We start from the raw sequence: 14577 nt of genomic DNA, 5'->3' as shown, positions 1-14577 counted from the left end.
CTCCTCCCTCGCCATCCGTGGGCGCGCACCTCCCCGGCGGCGGTCCGGCGAAACATGGCCGGCCGCGTGCGTCCCGGCCGCCCGCGCGGGTAACCGGAGTCCATGCGAGTGCTGCTCACCGGCTGGTACAGCTTCCTGGACGGCGAGGCGACGGCGGGCGACGTCCTCGCCCGCGACGCCGTCCGCGACCGCCTCGACGCGTCCGGCATCCCCTGCGACACCGCGTGGAGCCCCGTCTTCAAACCCGGCGCGCTGACGCTCGCGGGCGCGGACCCCGCCGACTACACCCACCTGGTCTTCGCGTGCGGGCCGCTGCACGGGCCCGACATCGCCGCGCTGCACGAGCGGTACGCGCGATGCCGCCGGATCGCGGTGGGGGTGTCCGTCCTCGATCCCGCCGATCCGGCGGTCACGGGGTTCGACACCGTCCTGGCGCGTGACGGGCTCGGACCCGCCCGACCCGACCTCGCGACCGTCCCCGACCTGCCGCCCGTGCCCGTCGCGGGCGTCGTGCTGTCGCTCGGGCAGGGCGAGTACGGGACGCGGCGGCGGCACGAGGACGTCGCCGACCGCGTCGTGGACTGGCTGGCGCGCACCGGCTGCGCCCGGCTGCCGCTGGAGACCCGGCTGGACTCGCGGGACTGGCGGCTGTTCGGCGCCGCGCGCGAGCTGACGTCCGTGCTCGCGCGGCTCGACGCCGTCGTCACGACCCGGCTGCACGGGCTCGTCCTCGGCCTGCGCGCCGGCGTGCCCGTCCTGGCCGTCGACCCCGTCGCGGGCGGCGGGAAGGTCACCGCGCAGGCCCGCGCCCTCGGCTGGCCCGCCGTGCTCGCCGCCGAGGACGTCCTGGCCACGGACGGTGACGAACGGCTCGCCGAACTCTGGCGATGGTGCCTGTCGGAGCCCGGCGAGACCGCCGCGCGGATCTTCTCGCCCGGCGGGAACGCACTGCTCACCGCACTGGACGATGCGCTGCGTAGTCACTTGTAGTGGAACGGGTGTTTGAGTGCTCTCCGTACGGCTAGGGGGCGGCACGCACGACCGCAGCACGTCGTGGAGACGGAGGACAGCGTGATCATCCATATGGTGTCCGAACACGCCAGCCCGCTGGCGCCGCTCGGCGGGGCGGACGCGGGCGGGCAGAACGTCCACGTCGCCGCCCTCGCCCGCGCGCTCGCCGCCCGCGGCCACCGGGTCCGCGTGTTCACCCGGCGCGACGACCCGGACCTGCCCGCCGAGGCGGCGCCGTTCCAGGGAGTCGTCGTCGAGCACGTCGACGCCGGGCCGCCCGAGGCCGTCCCCAAGGACGACCTGCTGCCCTACATGCGCGAGTTCGGCGCGCGCCTGCGCGACCGCTGGCGCGCCGACCCGCCCGACGTCGTCCACGGGCACTTCTGGATGAGCGGCCTGGCCGCCCTCGACGGGGCGCGCGGCCTCGGCGTCCCCGTCGCCCAGACGTTCCACGCGCTCGGGATCGTCAAGCGCCGCCACCAGGCCGAGGCCGACACCAGCCCGGCCGAGCGGACGTTCCTCGAACCGCGGGTCGCCCGCGACGCGGACATGGTCATCGCCACGTCGTCGTCGGAGGTCGCGGACCTGCGCGCGTTCGGCGCGGACCCGGGCCGCGTCCGGATCGTCCCCTGCGGGGTGGACACCGGGCGGTTCCGGCCGGACGGGCCCGTGCTCGCCCGGCCGTCCCGGCCGCACATCCTCAGCATCGGGCGGCTCGTCCCCCGCAAGGGCGTCGAGACCGTCGTCGAGGCGCTGGCGCGCGTGCCCGGCGCGGAACTCGTCGTCGCGGGCGGCCCCGCCGCCGGGGGACTGGACCGCGACCCCGAGGCGCGGCGGCTCGCCGCCCTCGCCGAGCGCGTCGGCGTCGCGGACCGCGTCGTGTTCCTCGGCGCGGTCCCGCACGAGCAGGTGCCCGCCCTGATGCGCGCCGCCGACGTCATCGTCAGCGCGCCCTGGTACGAGCCGTTCGGGATCGTCCCCCTGGAGGCGATGGCGTGCGGGACGCCCGTCGTCGCGTCCGCCGTCGGCGGCCACCTCGACACCGTCCTGGACGGCACGACCGGCATGCTCGCGCCGCCCCGCGACCCCGCCGCGCTCGCCGCGCGGCTGCGCGCCGTCCTCGCCGACCCCGCCCGCCGCGCCGCGCTCGGCCGTGCCGGCGCCGAGCACGCCCGCGAGCGGTTCTGCTGGTCGCGGGTCGCGGCGCGGACCGAGGCCGCCTACACCGAACTCCTCGCGGGCCGCGCCGCGCGGCCCGCCTACGCGATGGCGCAGGGGGGCTGACTCATGGAGAACCACCTGCAGGACCTCGCCGCCGCGCTGCGCACCTTCGACGCGCACGCCCCGACGCTCGCCCGCTGGGGCCGCGAGCTGGCGGCGCTGCTGGACACCGGCGGCCGCCTGCTGGCCTGCGGCAACGGCGGCAGCGCCGCGCAGGCGCAGCACCTCACCGCCGAACTCGTCGGCCGCTACGCCCGCGAGCGCCGCCCGTTCGCCGCCGTGTCGCTGCACGCCGACACCTCCGCCGTCACCGCGATCGTCAACGACTACGGCGCGGACGAGGTGTTCGCCCGCCAGGTCCGCGCGCACGGGCGGCGCGGCGACGTGCTGGTGTGCCTGTCCACGAGCGGGTCCAGCGGCAACGTCGTCGCGGCCGCGCGCGCCGCCGCCGACCTCGGCGTCCGCACCTGGGCGATCACCGGGCCCGGGCCGAACCCGCTCGCCGCCGCCTGCGACGAGGCCGTCACCGTGGACGCGCCGTCCACCTGCACCGTGCAGGAGGTCCACCTCGCCGCCGTCCACATGGTCTGCGAGGCGATGGACGACGCCGTCCTCGCCGACGAGGCGAGCGCCGCCGCGGCCGCCGAGCGCGGCAAGGTGGTGGCGTCGTGACCCGGCGGCGCGGCGGCGGGCCGCTCGTCGTCGTCGGGGACGCGTTCCTCGACATCGACCTGGACGGGACCTCCGAACGGCTCGCGCCCGACGCGCCCGTCCCCGTCGTGCAGGGCGTCACCGAGCACGTGCGCGCCGGGGGCGCGGGGCTGGCCGCGACGCTGGCCGCCGACCTCGAACCCGGCGCGGTCGTGCTCGTCGCGCCCGTCGCCGGGGACGGGCACGCCGCGCGGCTGCGCGCCGCGCTGCCCGGCCTCGTCCGGCTCGTGCCGCTGCCCGCGCGCGGCGAGACCGTCCGCAAGGTCCGCGTCCGCGCCGGGGGGCGGCCCGTCGTCCGCATCGACCACGGCGACGCCCGCGCCGCGCCCGGGCCGCTGCCCGACGAGGCCGCCGAGGTGCTGGCGTCCGCCGGGGCCGTCCTGGTCTCCGACTACGGGCGCGGCACCACCGCGCTGCCCGCGCTGCGGAAACGCCTGCGCGAACTCGCCCGCACCACGCCCGTCGTGTGGGACCCGCACCCGGCGGGCGCGCCGCCCGTGCCGGGCACGCGCGTCGCCGTCCCCAACCACCGGGAGGCGCGCGCGTTCGCCGCCGCGCTGCCCGACGCCGCCGAGTCCGCCGGCCGCCCCGCGGGCGAGCTGGACCGCGCCGCCGCCGACGCCGCCGCGCTCGTCGCCGCCTGGGAGGCCGCCGGGGTCGCGGTCACGATGGGGGAGCGCGGCGCGCTGCTGTCGGTCGGCGAGGACGTCGCCCGGCTCGTGCCCGTCCCGCCGCCCGACCCCGCCGCCGTCCCGGCCGGGCGCGCACCCGACCCGTGCGGCGCGGGCGACTGCTTCGCCGCCGCCGCCGCGCTCGCGCTGCGCGACGGCGCGCTGCTCGACGACGCCGTCGCGGCGGGCGTCGAGCGGGCCTCGGTCTTCGTCGCCACCGGCGCCGCCGCCGCGCGGCGCGGCGCGGCGGCCGACGCGTTCGACGTCGTCCGCCGCGTCCGCGAGCGCGGCGGGACCGTCGTCGCGACCGGCGGCTGCTTCGACCTGCTGCACGCCGGGCACGTCGAGCTGCTCCGCCAGGCGCGGGCGCTCGGCGACTGCCTGGTCGTGTGCCTGAACTCCGACGCGTCGGTCCGCTCGCTCAAGGGCGCCGACCGGCCGCTCGTCGCGCAGGAGGACCGCGTCCGCGTCCTCAGCGCGCTCGACAGCGTCGACACCGTCGTGATCTTCGAGGAGGAGACGCCCGTGGAGACGATCGAACGGCTCCGCCCGGACCTGTGGGTGAAGGGCGGCGACTACGCGGCCGCCGACCTGCCCGAGACCGCCGTCGTCAACCGGCTCGGCGGCGAGACCGTCCTGCTGCCGTACCTGGCGGGCCGGTCCACGACCCGCATCGTCGAGCGCGCCGCCGTCCGGTCCGCGCGCCGCCGGACGGAGGAGGGCGCATGAGCGCCGCACGCCGCGCCGTCGTCACCGGCGGGGCCGGGTTCCTCGGCTCCCACCTGTGCGAACGGCTGCTCGACACCGGGTACTCGGTCGTCTGCATGGACAACTTCCTCACCGGCGGGCCGGAGAACGTCGCCCACCTCATCGGGCGGCGCGGGTTCCGGCTCGTCGAGTGCGACCTGACCGAGTTCGTCCACATCCCAGGCGACGTCGACCTCGTCCTGCACTTCGCGTCGGCCGCGTCGCCCGTCGACTACCTCAAGCTGCCGCTGGAGACGCTCAAGGTCGGCGGGATCGGGACGCTGCACGCGCTCGGCCTCGCCCGCGAGAAGGGCGCGCGGTTCGTCCTGGCCTCCACCAGCGAGGTCTACGGCGACCCGCTCCAGCACCCGCAGCGCGAGGACTACTGGGGCAACGTCAACCCCGTCGGGCCGCGCAGCGTCTACGACGAGGCCAAGCGGTACGGCGAGGCGCTGACCACCGCCTACCGCAACACCCACGGGATGGACACCGGCATCGTCCGGATCTTCAACACCTACGGGCCGCGCATGCGCCCGCACGACGGCCGCGCGATCCCGACGTTCATCCGGCAGGCCCTCAACGGCGAGCCGCTGACCGTCGCCGGGGACGGCTCCCAGACCCGCTCGATCTGCTACGTGGACGACACCGTCGCGGGCATCCTCGCGATGGCCGCCGCGCGCGGCGAACCGGGGCCGATCAACATCGGCAACCCCGACGAGATGACCGTCCTCGCGCTGGCCGGGACGATCCGCGACCTCGCCGGGTCGGACTCGGAGATCACCTTCGTGGAGCGGCCCGAGAACGACCCGGCCGTCCGCCGCCCCGACACCGCCCTCGCCCGCGACCGGCTCGGCTGGCGGCCCGAGGTCCCCAGCGACCGCGGCCTGCGCCGCACCGTCGCGTGGTTCGAGGAACTGTTCGCCGAGAACCGCGAACGCGAGGAGGCCGCCGTCTGACCCGGCCGCCCGAAAGGAGCACCCCGAGCGTGACCCACCACCCCCGCGCGGCGACCTGATGGCGCGCGCGGTTCCCCCGGCCGCCCGCCTCGCCCCGCTCGTCGCCCCGCTGCGGGCCCGGCTGCGCCCCGCCGCGCCGGGCCGCTCCCGGCGCGTCGGGGAGCGGGTCCACGTCATCGCCAAGTCGGTGTTCGCGGCGGCCCTCGCCTGGACGTTCGCGCGGTACGCGCTGCGCCATCCCGACCCCTACTACGCGCCGCTCGCCGCGCTGTTCGGCGTGTACCCGACCGTCGCGCGGTCCGTCCGCGAGAGCGCCGGGTACGCGGCGGGGTTCCTCGTCGCGATGGCGGTGGCCGTCCCGATCGGCGAACTGCTCGGACCGGGCCTCGCCGGGATCGTGCTCGTCCTCGCGGTCGGGCTCACCCTCGCCGAGGCGCGGTGGATCGGCGGGCAGGGCGAGCAGATCCCGTTCCTCGCGCTGTTCGCGCTGCTGTTCGGCCGCCACGACGTCGTGGACTACGCCGCGCCGCGCGTGTTCGACGTCGTGTCCGGCCTCGCCGTGGGCCTCGCCGTCAACGCGCTGCTGTTCCCGCCGCTGCACCTGCGGCCCGCCGAACGGGCCGTCCGCGACCTCGGCCGCGAGCTGGCGCTGGCGCTCGGCGCGCTCGCGGACGTCCTGGCCGATCGCGACGGGTCCTGGGCGCGCTGGGACGAGCGGCGGCAGCGCCTCGCGCGCTGCCGCGACCAGGCCCGCGAGGCGTGCGCGCGCGGCGAGGACAGCATGCGCGCCAACCCCCGCACCCGGCTGAACGCGCACCGCAGACGCGGCGAGCGGCGCGGCGCGTGGCCGCCGCCGCGCGTCCTGGCCTGCCTGGAGCAGGTGTCGGACGAGGTCGAGGGCATCGGCGCGACGTTCGCGGAGATCCGCGAGCTGCCCCGCGAGTCGCCCGACCTCGGGCGGATCTTCCGGCTGCGCTGCGCGCGGCAGCTCCGGCTCCTGGCGCGCCTGCTGCGGTCGTCGCGCGGGCGTTCTCCCGACCGCGACCTGCTGGACGAGGCGCGCGCCGGGCAGGACCGCCTCGAAGCGCCGCACCGCGCGGCGGGGACCGATCCGCCGGGGCTGTGGGACCCGCGCAAGGAACTCGTCCGCCGCACCCGGCGCCTGCTGGGGGACGTGCGGGAGCTGAGCACGCGTGCGCCGGGCTGAGCCGGGAGGGGACAAAAGCGACCTTGCCAGTGAATACTGGCTTCCATGTTGACTCTTCGACGGGGGATCGGCGTCGTCGCGGCCGCGTCCCTCCTGCTCACCGGCACCGCCCACGCGGACGCGGGCACGTGGCGCTCGGTCCCCTCGCCGTTCGTCCCCGGCGGGACGCTGTCCGGCGTCGCCGCCGTCTCGGCGTCCGACGCGTGGGTCGTCGGCACGTACGCGCACCTCGGCTCCACGGTCTTCGACCACCCGCAGCCGGTGATGCAGCGCTGGACCGGCTCGGGCTGGCAGGGCTACCCGCTGCCCGGTTGGCCCGCAGACGGAAGCCTGCTCGGCGTCGCCGCCCTGTCCGCGAACGACGTGTGGGCCGCCGGGTACCAGGCCGATCCCGGCGGCACGCGCAAGCGATGGGTCGTCCACTTCGACGGGACCGCGTGGCGGACCGTCCAACTCCCCGGCGGCGACGACGGCCTCTCCTACACGGCGTCCGTCGCCGCCGCAGACGGCCGCGTGTGGATCGCGTTCGACGGCCGCGTCTACGGGCTCGCCGGCGGCACGTGGACCTCGACGAACCTGCCCGACCACACCCCGGCGGACCTTAACGCCCGCACCGCGTCCGACGTCTGGGCGGTCGGCCGGACGCGGACGTGGAACGGCACCACCGTCATGCACCCCACCGCGCAGCACTGGGACGGCCGCACGTGGACCGCCCGCCCGATCACCGCGTGGCCGGACGAGGCGCAGCCCACCGACGTCGTCGCGGTCGGCCCCGACGACGTGTGGGCCGCCGGGACCTACTACGACCGGACGACCGGCACCACGACGTCCCGCCTGGCCCACTGGAACGGCACGACCTGGACGAACGAGCCGATCCCCACAGGCGTAGCCCAGATCGAGTCCCTGACCCGAGACCCGTCAGGCGGCGCCTACGCCACGGGCCGAGCCACCGACACCCAGGCCGCCCCCGCAGTCCTCCACCTCACCGCGGGAACCTGGCGCCGAATCCCCGTCCCCGACTCCCTGGGCACCTGGAACGCCACCCTCACCGACACGTCCACAACCCCGACCGGCACCCTCTGGTCAGTAGGCACGAGCACCCTCGGCACCCTCACCATGACCAACGGCTGACCTTGTCGTCCCCCGGCCCGGCCGGGGGACGGCGCCGCCGGTGAGAATCGTCCGAAAAAACGAAAGCGGGCTTCGGCTGGTGCCGAAGCCCGACTGGTGGGCGATACTGGGATTGAACCAGTGACCTCTACCGTGTCAAGGTAGCGCTCTCCCACTGAGCTAATCGCCCGTGCAGACCCGCGTCCGACTTCGACGCAGGCGTCGAGGTGGAGACGGGATTTGAACCCGTGTACACGGCTTTGCAGGCCGTTGCCTCGCCTCTCGGCCACTCCACCAGAGCGAGACCGCCTGGCTGTGCAAGGGCCTCTCAGAGCGGAAGACGGGATTCGAACCCGCGACCCTCACCTTGGCAAGGTGATGCTCTACCCCTGAGCCACTTCCGCGTGTGCTGCTCAGGCCTTCCCTTGCGGGGCGGTCCCTCGCGGCGACATGGGTAACTCTAGCGGAAGTCGGCGGCGCTTGCGTACTCGGCGGGCGCGTCGCCGACGGCGGCGTGCAGGGTGTCCCAGAACGCGAGGTCCTCGTCGTCCTTGAAGCGGTCGATGCGGCCCCAGAACTCGCGGTCCTCGGCGGCGTGGGCCGCGGCGAGGGACAGGGCGGGCATGACCGTGGTGACGGACTCGGCCGCGTCCAGGTCGGCGGCGCTGATCCCGGTGGGCAGTTCGGCGGGGACGGCGGCGGGCGCGCCCGTGCGGTGGTGGCGGCCGCGCTTGCGGACGCGGATGGGCGGCGTGGTCGGCGCCTTGGCGGCGGTGGCGCGGCCCACGGCCAGCGCGACGGTGCCGCACAGGACGAGCGCGAGGATGCCGCCGAGGACCGCGTCCTGCGCGGGGAGCTGCGGCGCGGGGTCCGGGGCGTCGTGCGGCGCGGGGACCGGCATCGCGGGCAGCGCCGCGGCGGGCGCGGCCGTCATGTCGGCGACCTTCGCGGGCGGCGCGGCGTGCTTGGGCGCGTACTTCTCCACCACCTGGACCTTGGACGGGTAGCCGAACCCGACGACGCTGTCCAGGCTGCGCGTCTTGCGCGTGAGCTTGTAGCCGTCGGCGTTGCCCTCGATGGTGTGGATCGTGTGGCCGTCCACCCGCTCGACGATGCCGACGTGGTCGATCTGGTCGAGGTCCTTGCTGCCGGACCAGTCGTAGAAGACGAACGCGCCCGGCTCGGGCTTGGTGCCCCAGGCGCCGTGCTCCTTGAACCAGTGGGCGTGCTCGACGGTGGAGGCGAACCGTCCGGCCTGGTCGGCGACGCCCGCGCGGTCGGCGGCCCAGGCGAGGAACATGTCGCACCAGGGCGCGGTCGCGAAGTAGGAGTCGTGGTCGCCGTCCACCTTCGTGCGGTACCACTCGCCGAACTTCGTGTACCCGTCGCCCTTCTCGGTGTAGCCGAGTTCGGACTTGGCGACGGCCAGCAGCTTCTTGCCGATCGGGTCCATGACGCTCCCTGGATGCCTCTCGTGGTGCGGGCGGGAGCCCGACCCGAAGGTCCGCGACGATCAATGTCACGGTCTGATCTCGGCAGAATGTAGCCGAGGTAAAGAGCGCTGGGCAAGTACCCGGCGGGAGGGGGTCATTTTCGACTATGAGCGGCCTGACCCGCCCGGGTCAGATCACGTGTAGCCCCGGGGGAGGACGATCACCGGGCAGGTCGCGGCGCGCACGACCTTGAGCGCGATCTCGCCGAGGAAGACGCGGTGCGGCGACGCGTTCTCGCCGCTGGCGACGATCACCACCTCGTCCTCGACCCACTCGGCGGCGTCCATCGCGGCGGCCACGTCGTCGCCGTGCGCGAGCTCGGTGCGGACGTCCTCGGGGTCGAGCCCGGACGAGTCGAGGGCGATCCGGACGGCGAGCGCGAGGTCGTCGCGCAGCCGGTCCTGCGGGTCCTCCTCCAGCGCGAGGGTGAGCAGCCGCAGCGGGACGCCGAACGACTGCGCCGCGACGGCCCCGCGCAGCACGGCGTCCTCGCACTGCGGCCGGTCGACGTACATGACGGTGATGCGGCTCAGCTTCGGCGTCGGCCGCAGCCCGGACGGCGTGAGGATCACCGCCTCCGGCGACGAGTGCAGCAGGTGGTCGGCGGTGGACCCGACCGTGATCCGCCCGCGCGGCCCGCCCTCGGCGGAGCCGATGAGGATGCAGTCGGCCCCGGCGCGCCCGGCGGCGGCCGCCAGGCCGCGCCCGACGCTGCGGCTCTCCTGCGCGACGACGTCGGTGGCGGGGTCGTCGAGCGTCCGGCGGACGTTCGCCAGCACGTTCGCCGCCTCGGCCGCGGCGGCGGGCCGCCCGGGCGCGTGGACGTGCGCGACGGTGACCAGCCCGCCCGTCACCCGGACGAACGCGAACGCCAGGTCGACGGCCTCCCGGCCGCCGGGCCCCGGGTCGTAGCCGACCAGGATGTTGTCTCCGATCATGTCTCCAGCATCCCCGCCGCCCGCTCGCGCGAAGCCCGCGGGGGCCGGGGCCGCCCCTGCCGGGCGAGGGCCAGCAGGTCGCGGGCCGGTCCGGCGGGCCGCTGCCCGGCGGGCCAGACGGCGCGCAGCGGGCGCCGCAGGTCGAGCCCGGCGACGGGGACGGCGACGAGCCGCCCGCCCGCCAGCTCGTCGGCGACGGCGAGTTCGCTGACGACGACCGGCCCCGCGCCCGACACCGCCGCCGCCTTGAGCGCCGTCGTGGAGCCGAGCTGGAGCAGCGGCGGCGCGGTCCCGCCGTGCGCGGCGAGCGCGCGGTCCAGGACCTCGCGGGTGCCCGAGCCCTCTTCGCGCAGGATGAGCGGCGTGGCGGCCAGCTCGTCGCCGGTGACGCCGCCGCGCCGCCGCGTCCAGCGGTGCCGGGGCGCGACGGCGACGACGAGCCGGTCGGCGGCCACGACGGTGCCGCTGAGCCCGGCGGGCGTCCGGGTGCCCTCGACGAAGCCGAGGTCCGCGCCGCCGGCCCGGACGGTCTCGGCGACGGCGGCGGAGTTGGCGGTGCGCAGCGTGACGGCGGTGCCGGGCCGCGCGGCGTGCAGCGCGACGAGCCAGCCGGGCATCAGGTACTCGGCGACGGTCATGCTGGCGACGACGCGCAGCCGTCCCTCGCGGCGCTCGCGCAGCGCGGTCGCGCCCGCGTCCAGGGCCGTCGCGGCGTCGAGGACCTGCTGGGCCCAGCCCGCGACGAGCGTCCCGGCCTCGGTGGGCCGCGACCCGCGCGGGGAACGGTCCAGCAGCGCGAGGCCGAGCTGGCGCTCCATCGTGCGGATGCGGGCGCTGGCGGCGGGCTGGGTGACGCCCAGTTCGGCCGCCGCGCGGCCCACGCTGCCGAGCCGGACGACCGCCAGCAGCAGTTCGAGCGCCCCGAGGTCGGGGACGCGGTGCGCTATGCCCATAAAGTCATCCTATGGGTTGATAGGTCGGCGGCCCCTAGCCGATCCCGCCGCCGCGCCGCAGGCTGGACGGCATGGACGGCGCACGCACGACCCGGTACATCGGCCCCAACTGGTACGCGGTGGTGATGGGCACCGCCATCGTCGCGACCGGCGCGGAGGCGGTGCCCGCGCGCGTGCCCGGCCTGCGGGCGCTCGGGACGGCCGCGTGGGCGCTGTCGGCGCTGCTGCTCGCCGCGCTGCTCGCGGCCCGCGCCGGCCACTTCCGGCGGCACCGCGACGTCGCCGCCGCGCACCTCGCGGACCCGGCGACGGCCGTGTTCTACGGCTGCCCGCCGATGGCGCTGCTCGCGGTCGGCAACGCGACGCTCGCCGCCGGGTCGCGCGTCGTCGGGGAACGCGCCGCCGTCGCCGCCGACGCGGTGCTCTGGACCGCCGGGACGGTGACGGCCGCCGCCGTCGCGGCGGCGATCCCGTGCCTGCTCATCACCCGGCACGCGCACCGGGACGCGGCCCCGAACCCGACCTGGCTGCTGCCGGTCGTCGCGCCGATGGTCGCGGCGGCGGCCGGGCCGCCGCTCGCCGCGCACCTGCCGCCCGGCCAGCCGCGCGCCACGCTGCTGTGCGCGTGCCTGGCGCTGTTCGGCGCGAGCCTGCTCGCCACGCTCGTCGTGCTGCCGGGCGTGTGGTCGGGGCTGGTGCGGGGGTGTCTCGGCGCGCCGGTCTCGCCGCTCGTCCCGACGCTGTTCCTCGTCCTCGGCCCGCTCGGGCAGTCCACGACCGCCGTCGGGCAGATCGCCGACGCCGCGCACGCGCACGCCGCCGAACTGAAGGTCTTCAGCGTGCTGTACGGCGTTCCGGTCATGGGTTTCGCGCTGCTGTGGCTCGCGGTCGCCGCCGCCGCGAACGCGCGGGCGCTGCGCGCCGGGATGCCGTTCGCGATGACGTGGTGGGCGTACACCTTCCCGGTCGGGACGTGCGTGACCGGCGCGGCCGTCCTCGCCCGGCACACCGGACTCGCGGTGTTCTCCTACCTGTCCGCGGCGCTATACCTTCTTCTCCTTCTCGCGTGGGCCGTCGCGGGCGCGCGCACGCTGCGCGGGGTGCTCGACGGACGGCTCCTGCGCCCCGCCCCGAACCGGCCGCATGCGCCGGGTAATGGGACGGTTGCGATAGGTGCAAGTATGGGTACGATGCCAGGCGTCCCCCGGTGAGTCGCCGGCCTCGGCCGGTGGGAGCTGAGCAGAGGCCGCGGTGTCGTTGACGATTCTCCATCTGCGCGAAGGACGGCTCCCGGCGGAGCTGACGAGTTTCATCGGACGCGGCGACGAGCTGGCCGAGATCACGCGGCTGTTCGGCCGCGGGCGGCTCGTCACGCTGACCGGCCCCGGCGGCGTCGGCAAGTCGCGGCTCGCCGTGCGCGCCGCCGCCCGCGCCCGCGCCGGGTACGAGCACGGCGTGTGCTTCGTGGACCTGGCCGCGCTGCGCGAGCCGAGCCTGCTCGCGCCCGCGCTGGCCGAGGCGCTGGGCCTGCCCGACCCGCGCGCCGGAACGGTGCTGGACGTCCTGGTCGACTACCTGGCCGACCGGCGGATGCTGCTGGTCCTGGACACCTGCGAGCACCTGGTGGACGCGTGCGCGCTGCTCGCGGAGGTGCTGCTGCGCAGCTCGCCGGGCCTGCACGTCCTCGCCACGAGCCGCCAGCCGCTGGACATCGCGGGCGAGCACACGCTGACGGTCGCGCCGCTGCCCGTCCCCGGCGACGGGCCGCCCGACCCCCGGCGGCCGTGCGAGTCGGTGCGGATGTTCGCCGAGCGCGCGGCGGCGGTCGTCCCCGAGTGGCGGCTGACCCCGGAGAACCAGGCGGCGGTCGTCCTGCTGTGCCGCCGCCTCGACGGCATCCCGCTGGCGCTGGAGCTGGCGGCGGTGCAACTGCGGGCGCTGCCCGTCGAGCAGATCGTCGACCGCCTGGACCGGCGCATCCTGCGGGTGCGCGGACGGCGCACCGCGATGCCCCGGCACCGGACGCTGGAGACCGCGATCGACTGGAGCCACGACCTGTGCTCGCCGGGGGAGCGGCTGCTGTGGGCGCGGCTGTCGGTGTTCGCGGGCGACTTCGACCTGGAGACCGCCGAGGAGGTCTGCGGCGACGTCGAGCTGCCGCGCTGCGAGATCGTGGACCTCATCGCCGGGCTGGTCGCCAAGTCGATCGTGCGGCGCGTCGGCCGGTCCGACGCGGCCCGCTACCGGATGCTCGACACGATCCGCGAGTACGGCGCGGACCGGCTGGAACGCGCGGGCGAGACGGCCGCGCTGCGCGACCGGGCGTTCCACTGGTTCGCGGCGCGCATCGAGCGCGCCCGCGCCGACCTGGCCTCGCCCGCGCAGCCGGAGGTGCTGGCGTGGTTCCGGCGCGAGCAGGCCAACATCCGCGCGCTGGTCGACCACGGGCTCGCCGTCGCCTCCGACGACGAGCTGGTCGGCGCGCTGCTCGGCGTCGGCCGGATCCTGGCGCTGCAGGGCCTCATCGGGGAGGCGCGGTACTGGTTCGGCAAGGTGCTGGCCGCGCGCGACCTCGGCGGCGACGCCGCGACGGAGCTGATCGCGCTCGGCGGGCTGCTGGCCGTCCTCCAGGACGACCTGGACGGCGCGGCGGTCCTGCTGGAGCGCGCGGCGGCGCGGGCCACGGCCGCCGGGGACGCCGGGAGCCTGGCGTACGTCCGGCAGGCGCAGGGCGTCGCGGCGCTGTACCGGGACCGGCTGCCCGACGCGGCCCGGCTGCTCGGCGAATCCGTGGAACTGCACCGGTCGGTCGGCGCGAAGGACGTGCTGGCGCCCGTCGCGGACGTCTTCCTGTCCGTCGCCTGCACGCTCCGCGGCGACACCGACGCCGCGCTCGGGCACGCCGAGCGCGCCGTCGCCGTCACCGAGCGGTCGGGCGACCTGTGGTGCCGCTCGTACGGGCTGTGCGTGCGGGGCCTGGCGCGGCTGCTGGCGGGCGACGCGGCGGCCGCGCTGACCGACGTCCGCGCCGGGCTCGCCGTCAAACGCGACCTCGGGGACCGGCTCGGCGTGTCCCTCGCGCTGGACATGGTCGCCGCCTGCCTGGTCACCCTCGACCAGCCGATGCAGGCGGCGCGGCTGCTCGGCTGCGCCGACCGGCTCCGCCGCTACACCGGCACGACGCTGTTCGGCCCGCAGCACGCGCTGCTGCGCGAGGTGTACGAGCGGACGGCCGTCGAGACGCTGGGCGCGGACGCGTTCCGCACCGCCTACGAGACGGGCGAGGCGCTGGGGATGGCCGTCGCGGTCGGGGAGGCGCTGGCGGAGCGGCCCGCCCCGAGCGCGCCGGACGAGCGGCCCGACCGCCCGGCGCTCACCCCGCGCGAGCGGGAGATCGCCGAACTGGTCGCGGCCGGGCTGACCAACCGGGAGATCGCGGACCGGCTCGTCATCGCCAAGCGCACCGTCGACTCCCACGTCGAGCACATCCTGGCGAAGCTGGGGTTCTCGTCGCGGGCGCGGATCGGGGAGTGGATGGCCGCGCGCTGACGGGCCGGGG

General features: G+C 76.4%; 12 protein-coding genes and 3 tRNA genes. 9 read left to right on the top strand and 6 right to left on the bottom strand.

The window, feature by feature from the left end; translation table 11 throughout:
• Nucleotides 1-102 precede the first annotated feature (102 nt).
• From G339_RS0108080 to G339_RS0108050, 7 genes are all read left to right on the top strand, one after another.
• Nucleotides 103-990, top strand: coding sequence for a polysaccharide pyruvyl transferase family protein (locus G339_RS0108080; RefSeq protein WP_026341248.1), 888 nt, complete (start codon nt 103-105; stop codon nt 988-990).
• Nucleotides 991-1071: 81 nt separating this feature from the next.
• Nucleotides 1072-2295: a glycosyltransferase gene (locus G339_RS0108075; protein WP_026341247.1), complete on the top strand. Its 1224-nt coding sequence runs from the start codon at nt 1072-1074 to the stop codon at nt 2293-2295.
• Nucleotides 2296-2298: 3 nt separating this feature from the next.
• On the top strand, nt 2299-2904 hold the full coding sequence (locus tag G339_RS0108070; protein WP_019630563.1) for a D-sedoheptulose-7-phosphate isomerase: 606 nt from the start codon (nt 2299-2301) through the stop codon (nt 2902-2904).
• The gene (gene rfaE2 / locus G339_RS0108065; protein ID WP_019630562.1) at nt 2901-4343 is read left to right on the top strand and encodes a D-glycero-beta-D-manno-heptose 1-phosphate adenylyltransferase; all 1443 of its coding nucleotides are present in this window, start codon (nt 2901-2903) and stop codon (nt 4341-4343) included. The genes G339_RS0108070 and rfaE2 overlap by 4 nt, the downstream gene beginning before the upstream one ends.
• Nucleotides 4340-5317, top strand: a complete 978-nt coding sequence (locus G339_RS0108060) for a UDP-glucuronic acid decarboxylase family protein (RefSeq protein WP_019630561.1) — start codon at nt 4340-4342, stop codon at nt 5315-5317. Before rfaE2 ends, G339_RS0108060 begins: the two co-directional genes overlap by 4 nt.
• A 58-nt stretch (nt 5318-5375) precedes the next feature.
• Nucleotides 5376-6524, top strand: a complete 1149-nt coding sequence (locus G339_RS36545) for an FUSC family protein (protein WP_019630560.1) — start codon at nt 5376-5378, stop codon at nt 6522-6524.
• Between the two features lie 45 nt (nt 6525-6569).
• Complete coding sequence (locus G339_RS0108050; protein WP_019630559.1) at nt 6570-7655, top strand: hypothetical protein; 1086 nt, start codon at nt 6570-6572, stop codon at nt 7653-7655.
• Nucleotides 7656-7749: 94 nt separating this feature from the next.
• On the opposite strand, the gene G339_RS0108045 is transcribed toward G339_RS0108050, so the two are convergent.
• The 6 genes from G339_RS0108045 to G339_RS0108020 form a co-directional block, all read right to left on the bottom strand.
• Nucleotides 7750-7824, bottom strand: a tRNA-Val gene (locus G339_RS0108045).
• 35 nt (nt 7825-7859) lie between these two features.
• Nucleotides 7860-7930: transfer RNA gene (locus G339_RS0108040), tRNA-Cys, on the bottom strand.
• 36 nt (nt 7931-7966) lie between these two features.
• Nucleotides 7967-8038: transfer RNA gene (locus tag G339_RS0108035), tRNA-Gly, on the bottom strand.
• A gap of 56 nt (nt 8039-8094) precedes the next feature.
• Nucleotides 8095-9087: a CHAP domain-containing protein gene (locus G339_RS0108030; RefSeq protein ID WP_019630558.1), complete on the bottom strand. Its 993-nt coding sequence runs from the start codon at nt 9085-9087 to the stop codon at nt 8095-8097.
• Nucleotides 9088-9261: 174 nt separating this feature from the next.
• Entirely contained in the window at nt 9262-10065 is an 804-nt protein-coding gene (locus G339_RS0108025; protein ID WP_019630557.1) for a universal stress protein, read from the bottom strand.
• Nucleotides 10062-11018 (bottom strand): LysR family transcriptional regulator, encoded by a 957-nt coding sequence (locus G339_RS0108020; RefSeq protein ID WP_019630556.1) that lies wholly within the window; start codon nt 11016-11018, stop codon nt 10062-10064. Before G339_RS0108020 ends, G339_RS0108025 begins: the two co-directional genes overlap by 4 nt.
• A 71-nt stretch (nt 11019-11089) precedes the next feature.
• On the opposite strand from G339_RS0108020, the gene G339_RS0108015 reads away from it, so the two are divergent.
• On the top strand, nt 11090-12229 hold the full coding sequence (locus G339_RS0108015; protein WP_019630555.1) for an SLAC1 family transporter: 1140 nt from the start codon (nt 11090-11092) through the stop codon (nt 12227-12229).
• Between the two features lie 40 nt (nt 12230-12269).
• On the top strand, nt 12270-14567 hold the full coding sequence (locus G339_RS0108010; RefSeq protein ID WP_019630554.1) for an ATP-binding protein: 2298 nt from the start codon (nt 12270-12272) through the stop codon (nt 14565-14567).
• The last annotated feature ends 10 nt before the right edge of the window (nt 14568-14577 follow it).

Origin of the sequence: Actinomadura atramentaria DSM 43919 (genome assembly GCF_000381885.1) — a bacterium.
Taxonomy (GTDB): Bacteria; Actinomycetota; Actinomycetes; order Streptosporangiales; family Streptosporangiaceae; genus Spirillospora; species Spirillospora atramentaria.
This window is presented reverse-complemented; position numbering and strand designations above follow the sequence as displayed.

Excerpts from the sequence above, each read along its gene's own strand:
- G339_RS0108080 (WP_026341248.1), top strand. The coding sequence starts at position 103 with ATGCGAGTGCTGCTCACCGGCTGGTACAGCTTCCTGGACGGCGAGGCG.
- G339_RS0108070 (WP_019630563.1), top strand. The coding sequence starts at position 2,299 with ATGGAGAACCACCTGCAGGACCTCGCCGCCGCGCTGCGCACCTTCGAC.
- G339_RS0108060 (WP_019630561.1), top strand. The coding sequence starts at position 4,340 with ATGAGCGCCGCACGCCGCGCCGTCGTCACCGGCGGGGCCGGGTTCCTC.
- G339_RS36545 (WP_019630560.1), top strand. The coding sequence starts at position 5,376 with ATGGCGCGCGCGGTTCCCCCGGCCGCCCGCCTCGCCCCGCTCGTCGCC.
- G339_RS0108050 (WP_019630559.1), top strand. The coding sequence starts at position 6,570 with ATGTTGACTCTTCGACGGGGGATCGGCGTCGTCGCGGCCGCGTCCCTC.
- G339_RS0108030 (WP_019630558.1), bottom strand. The coding sequence starts at position 9,087 with ATGGACCCGATCGGCAAGAAGCTGCTGGCCGTCGCCAAGTCCGAACTC.
- G339_RS0108025 (WP_019630557.1), bottom strand. The coding sequence starts at position 10,065 with ATGATCGGAGACAACATCCTGGTCGGCTACGACCCGGGGCCCGGCGGC.
- G339_RS0108020 (WP_019630556.1), bottom strand. The coding sequence starts at position 11,018 with ATGGGCATAGCGCACCGCGTCCCCGACCTCGGGGCGCTCGAACTGCTG.
- G339_RS0108015 (WP_019630555.1), top strand. The coding sequence starts at position 11,090 with ATGGACGGCGCACGCACGACCCGGTACATCGGCCCCAACTGGTACGCG.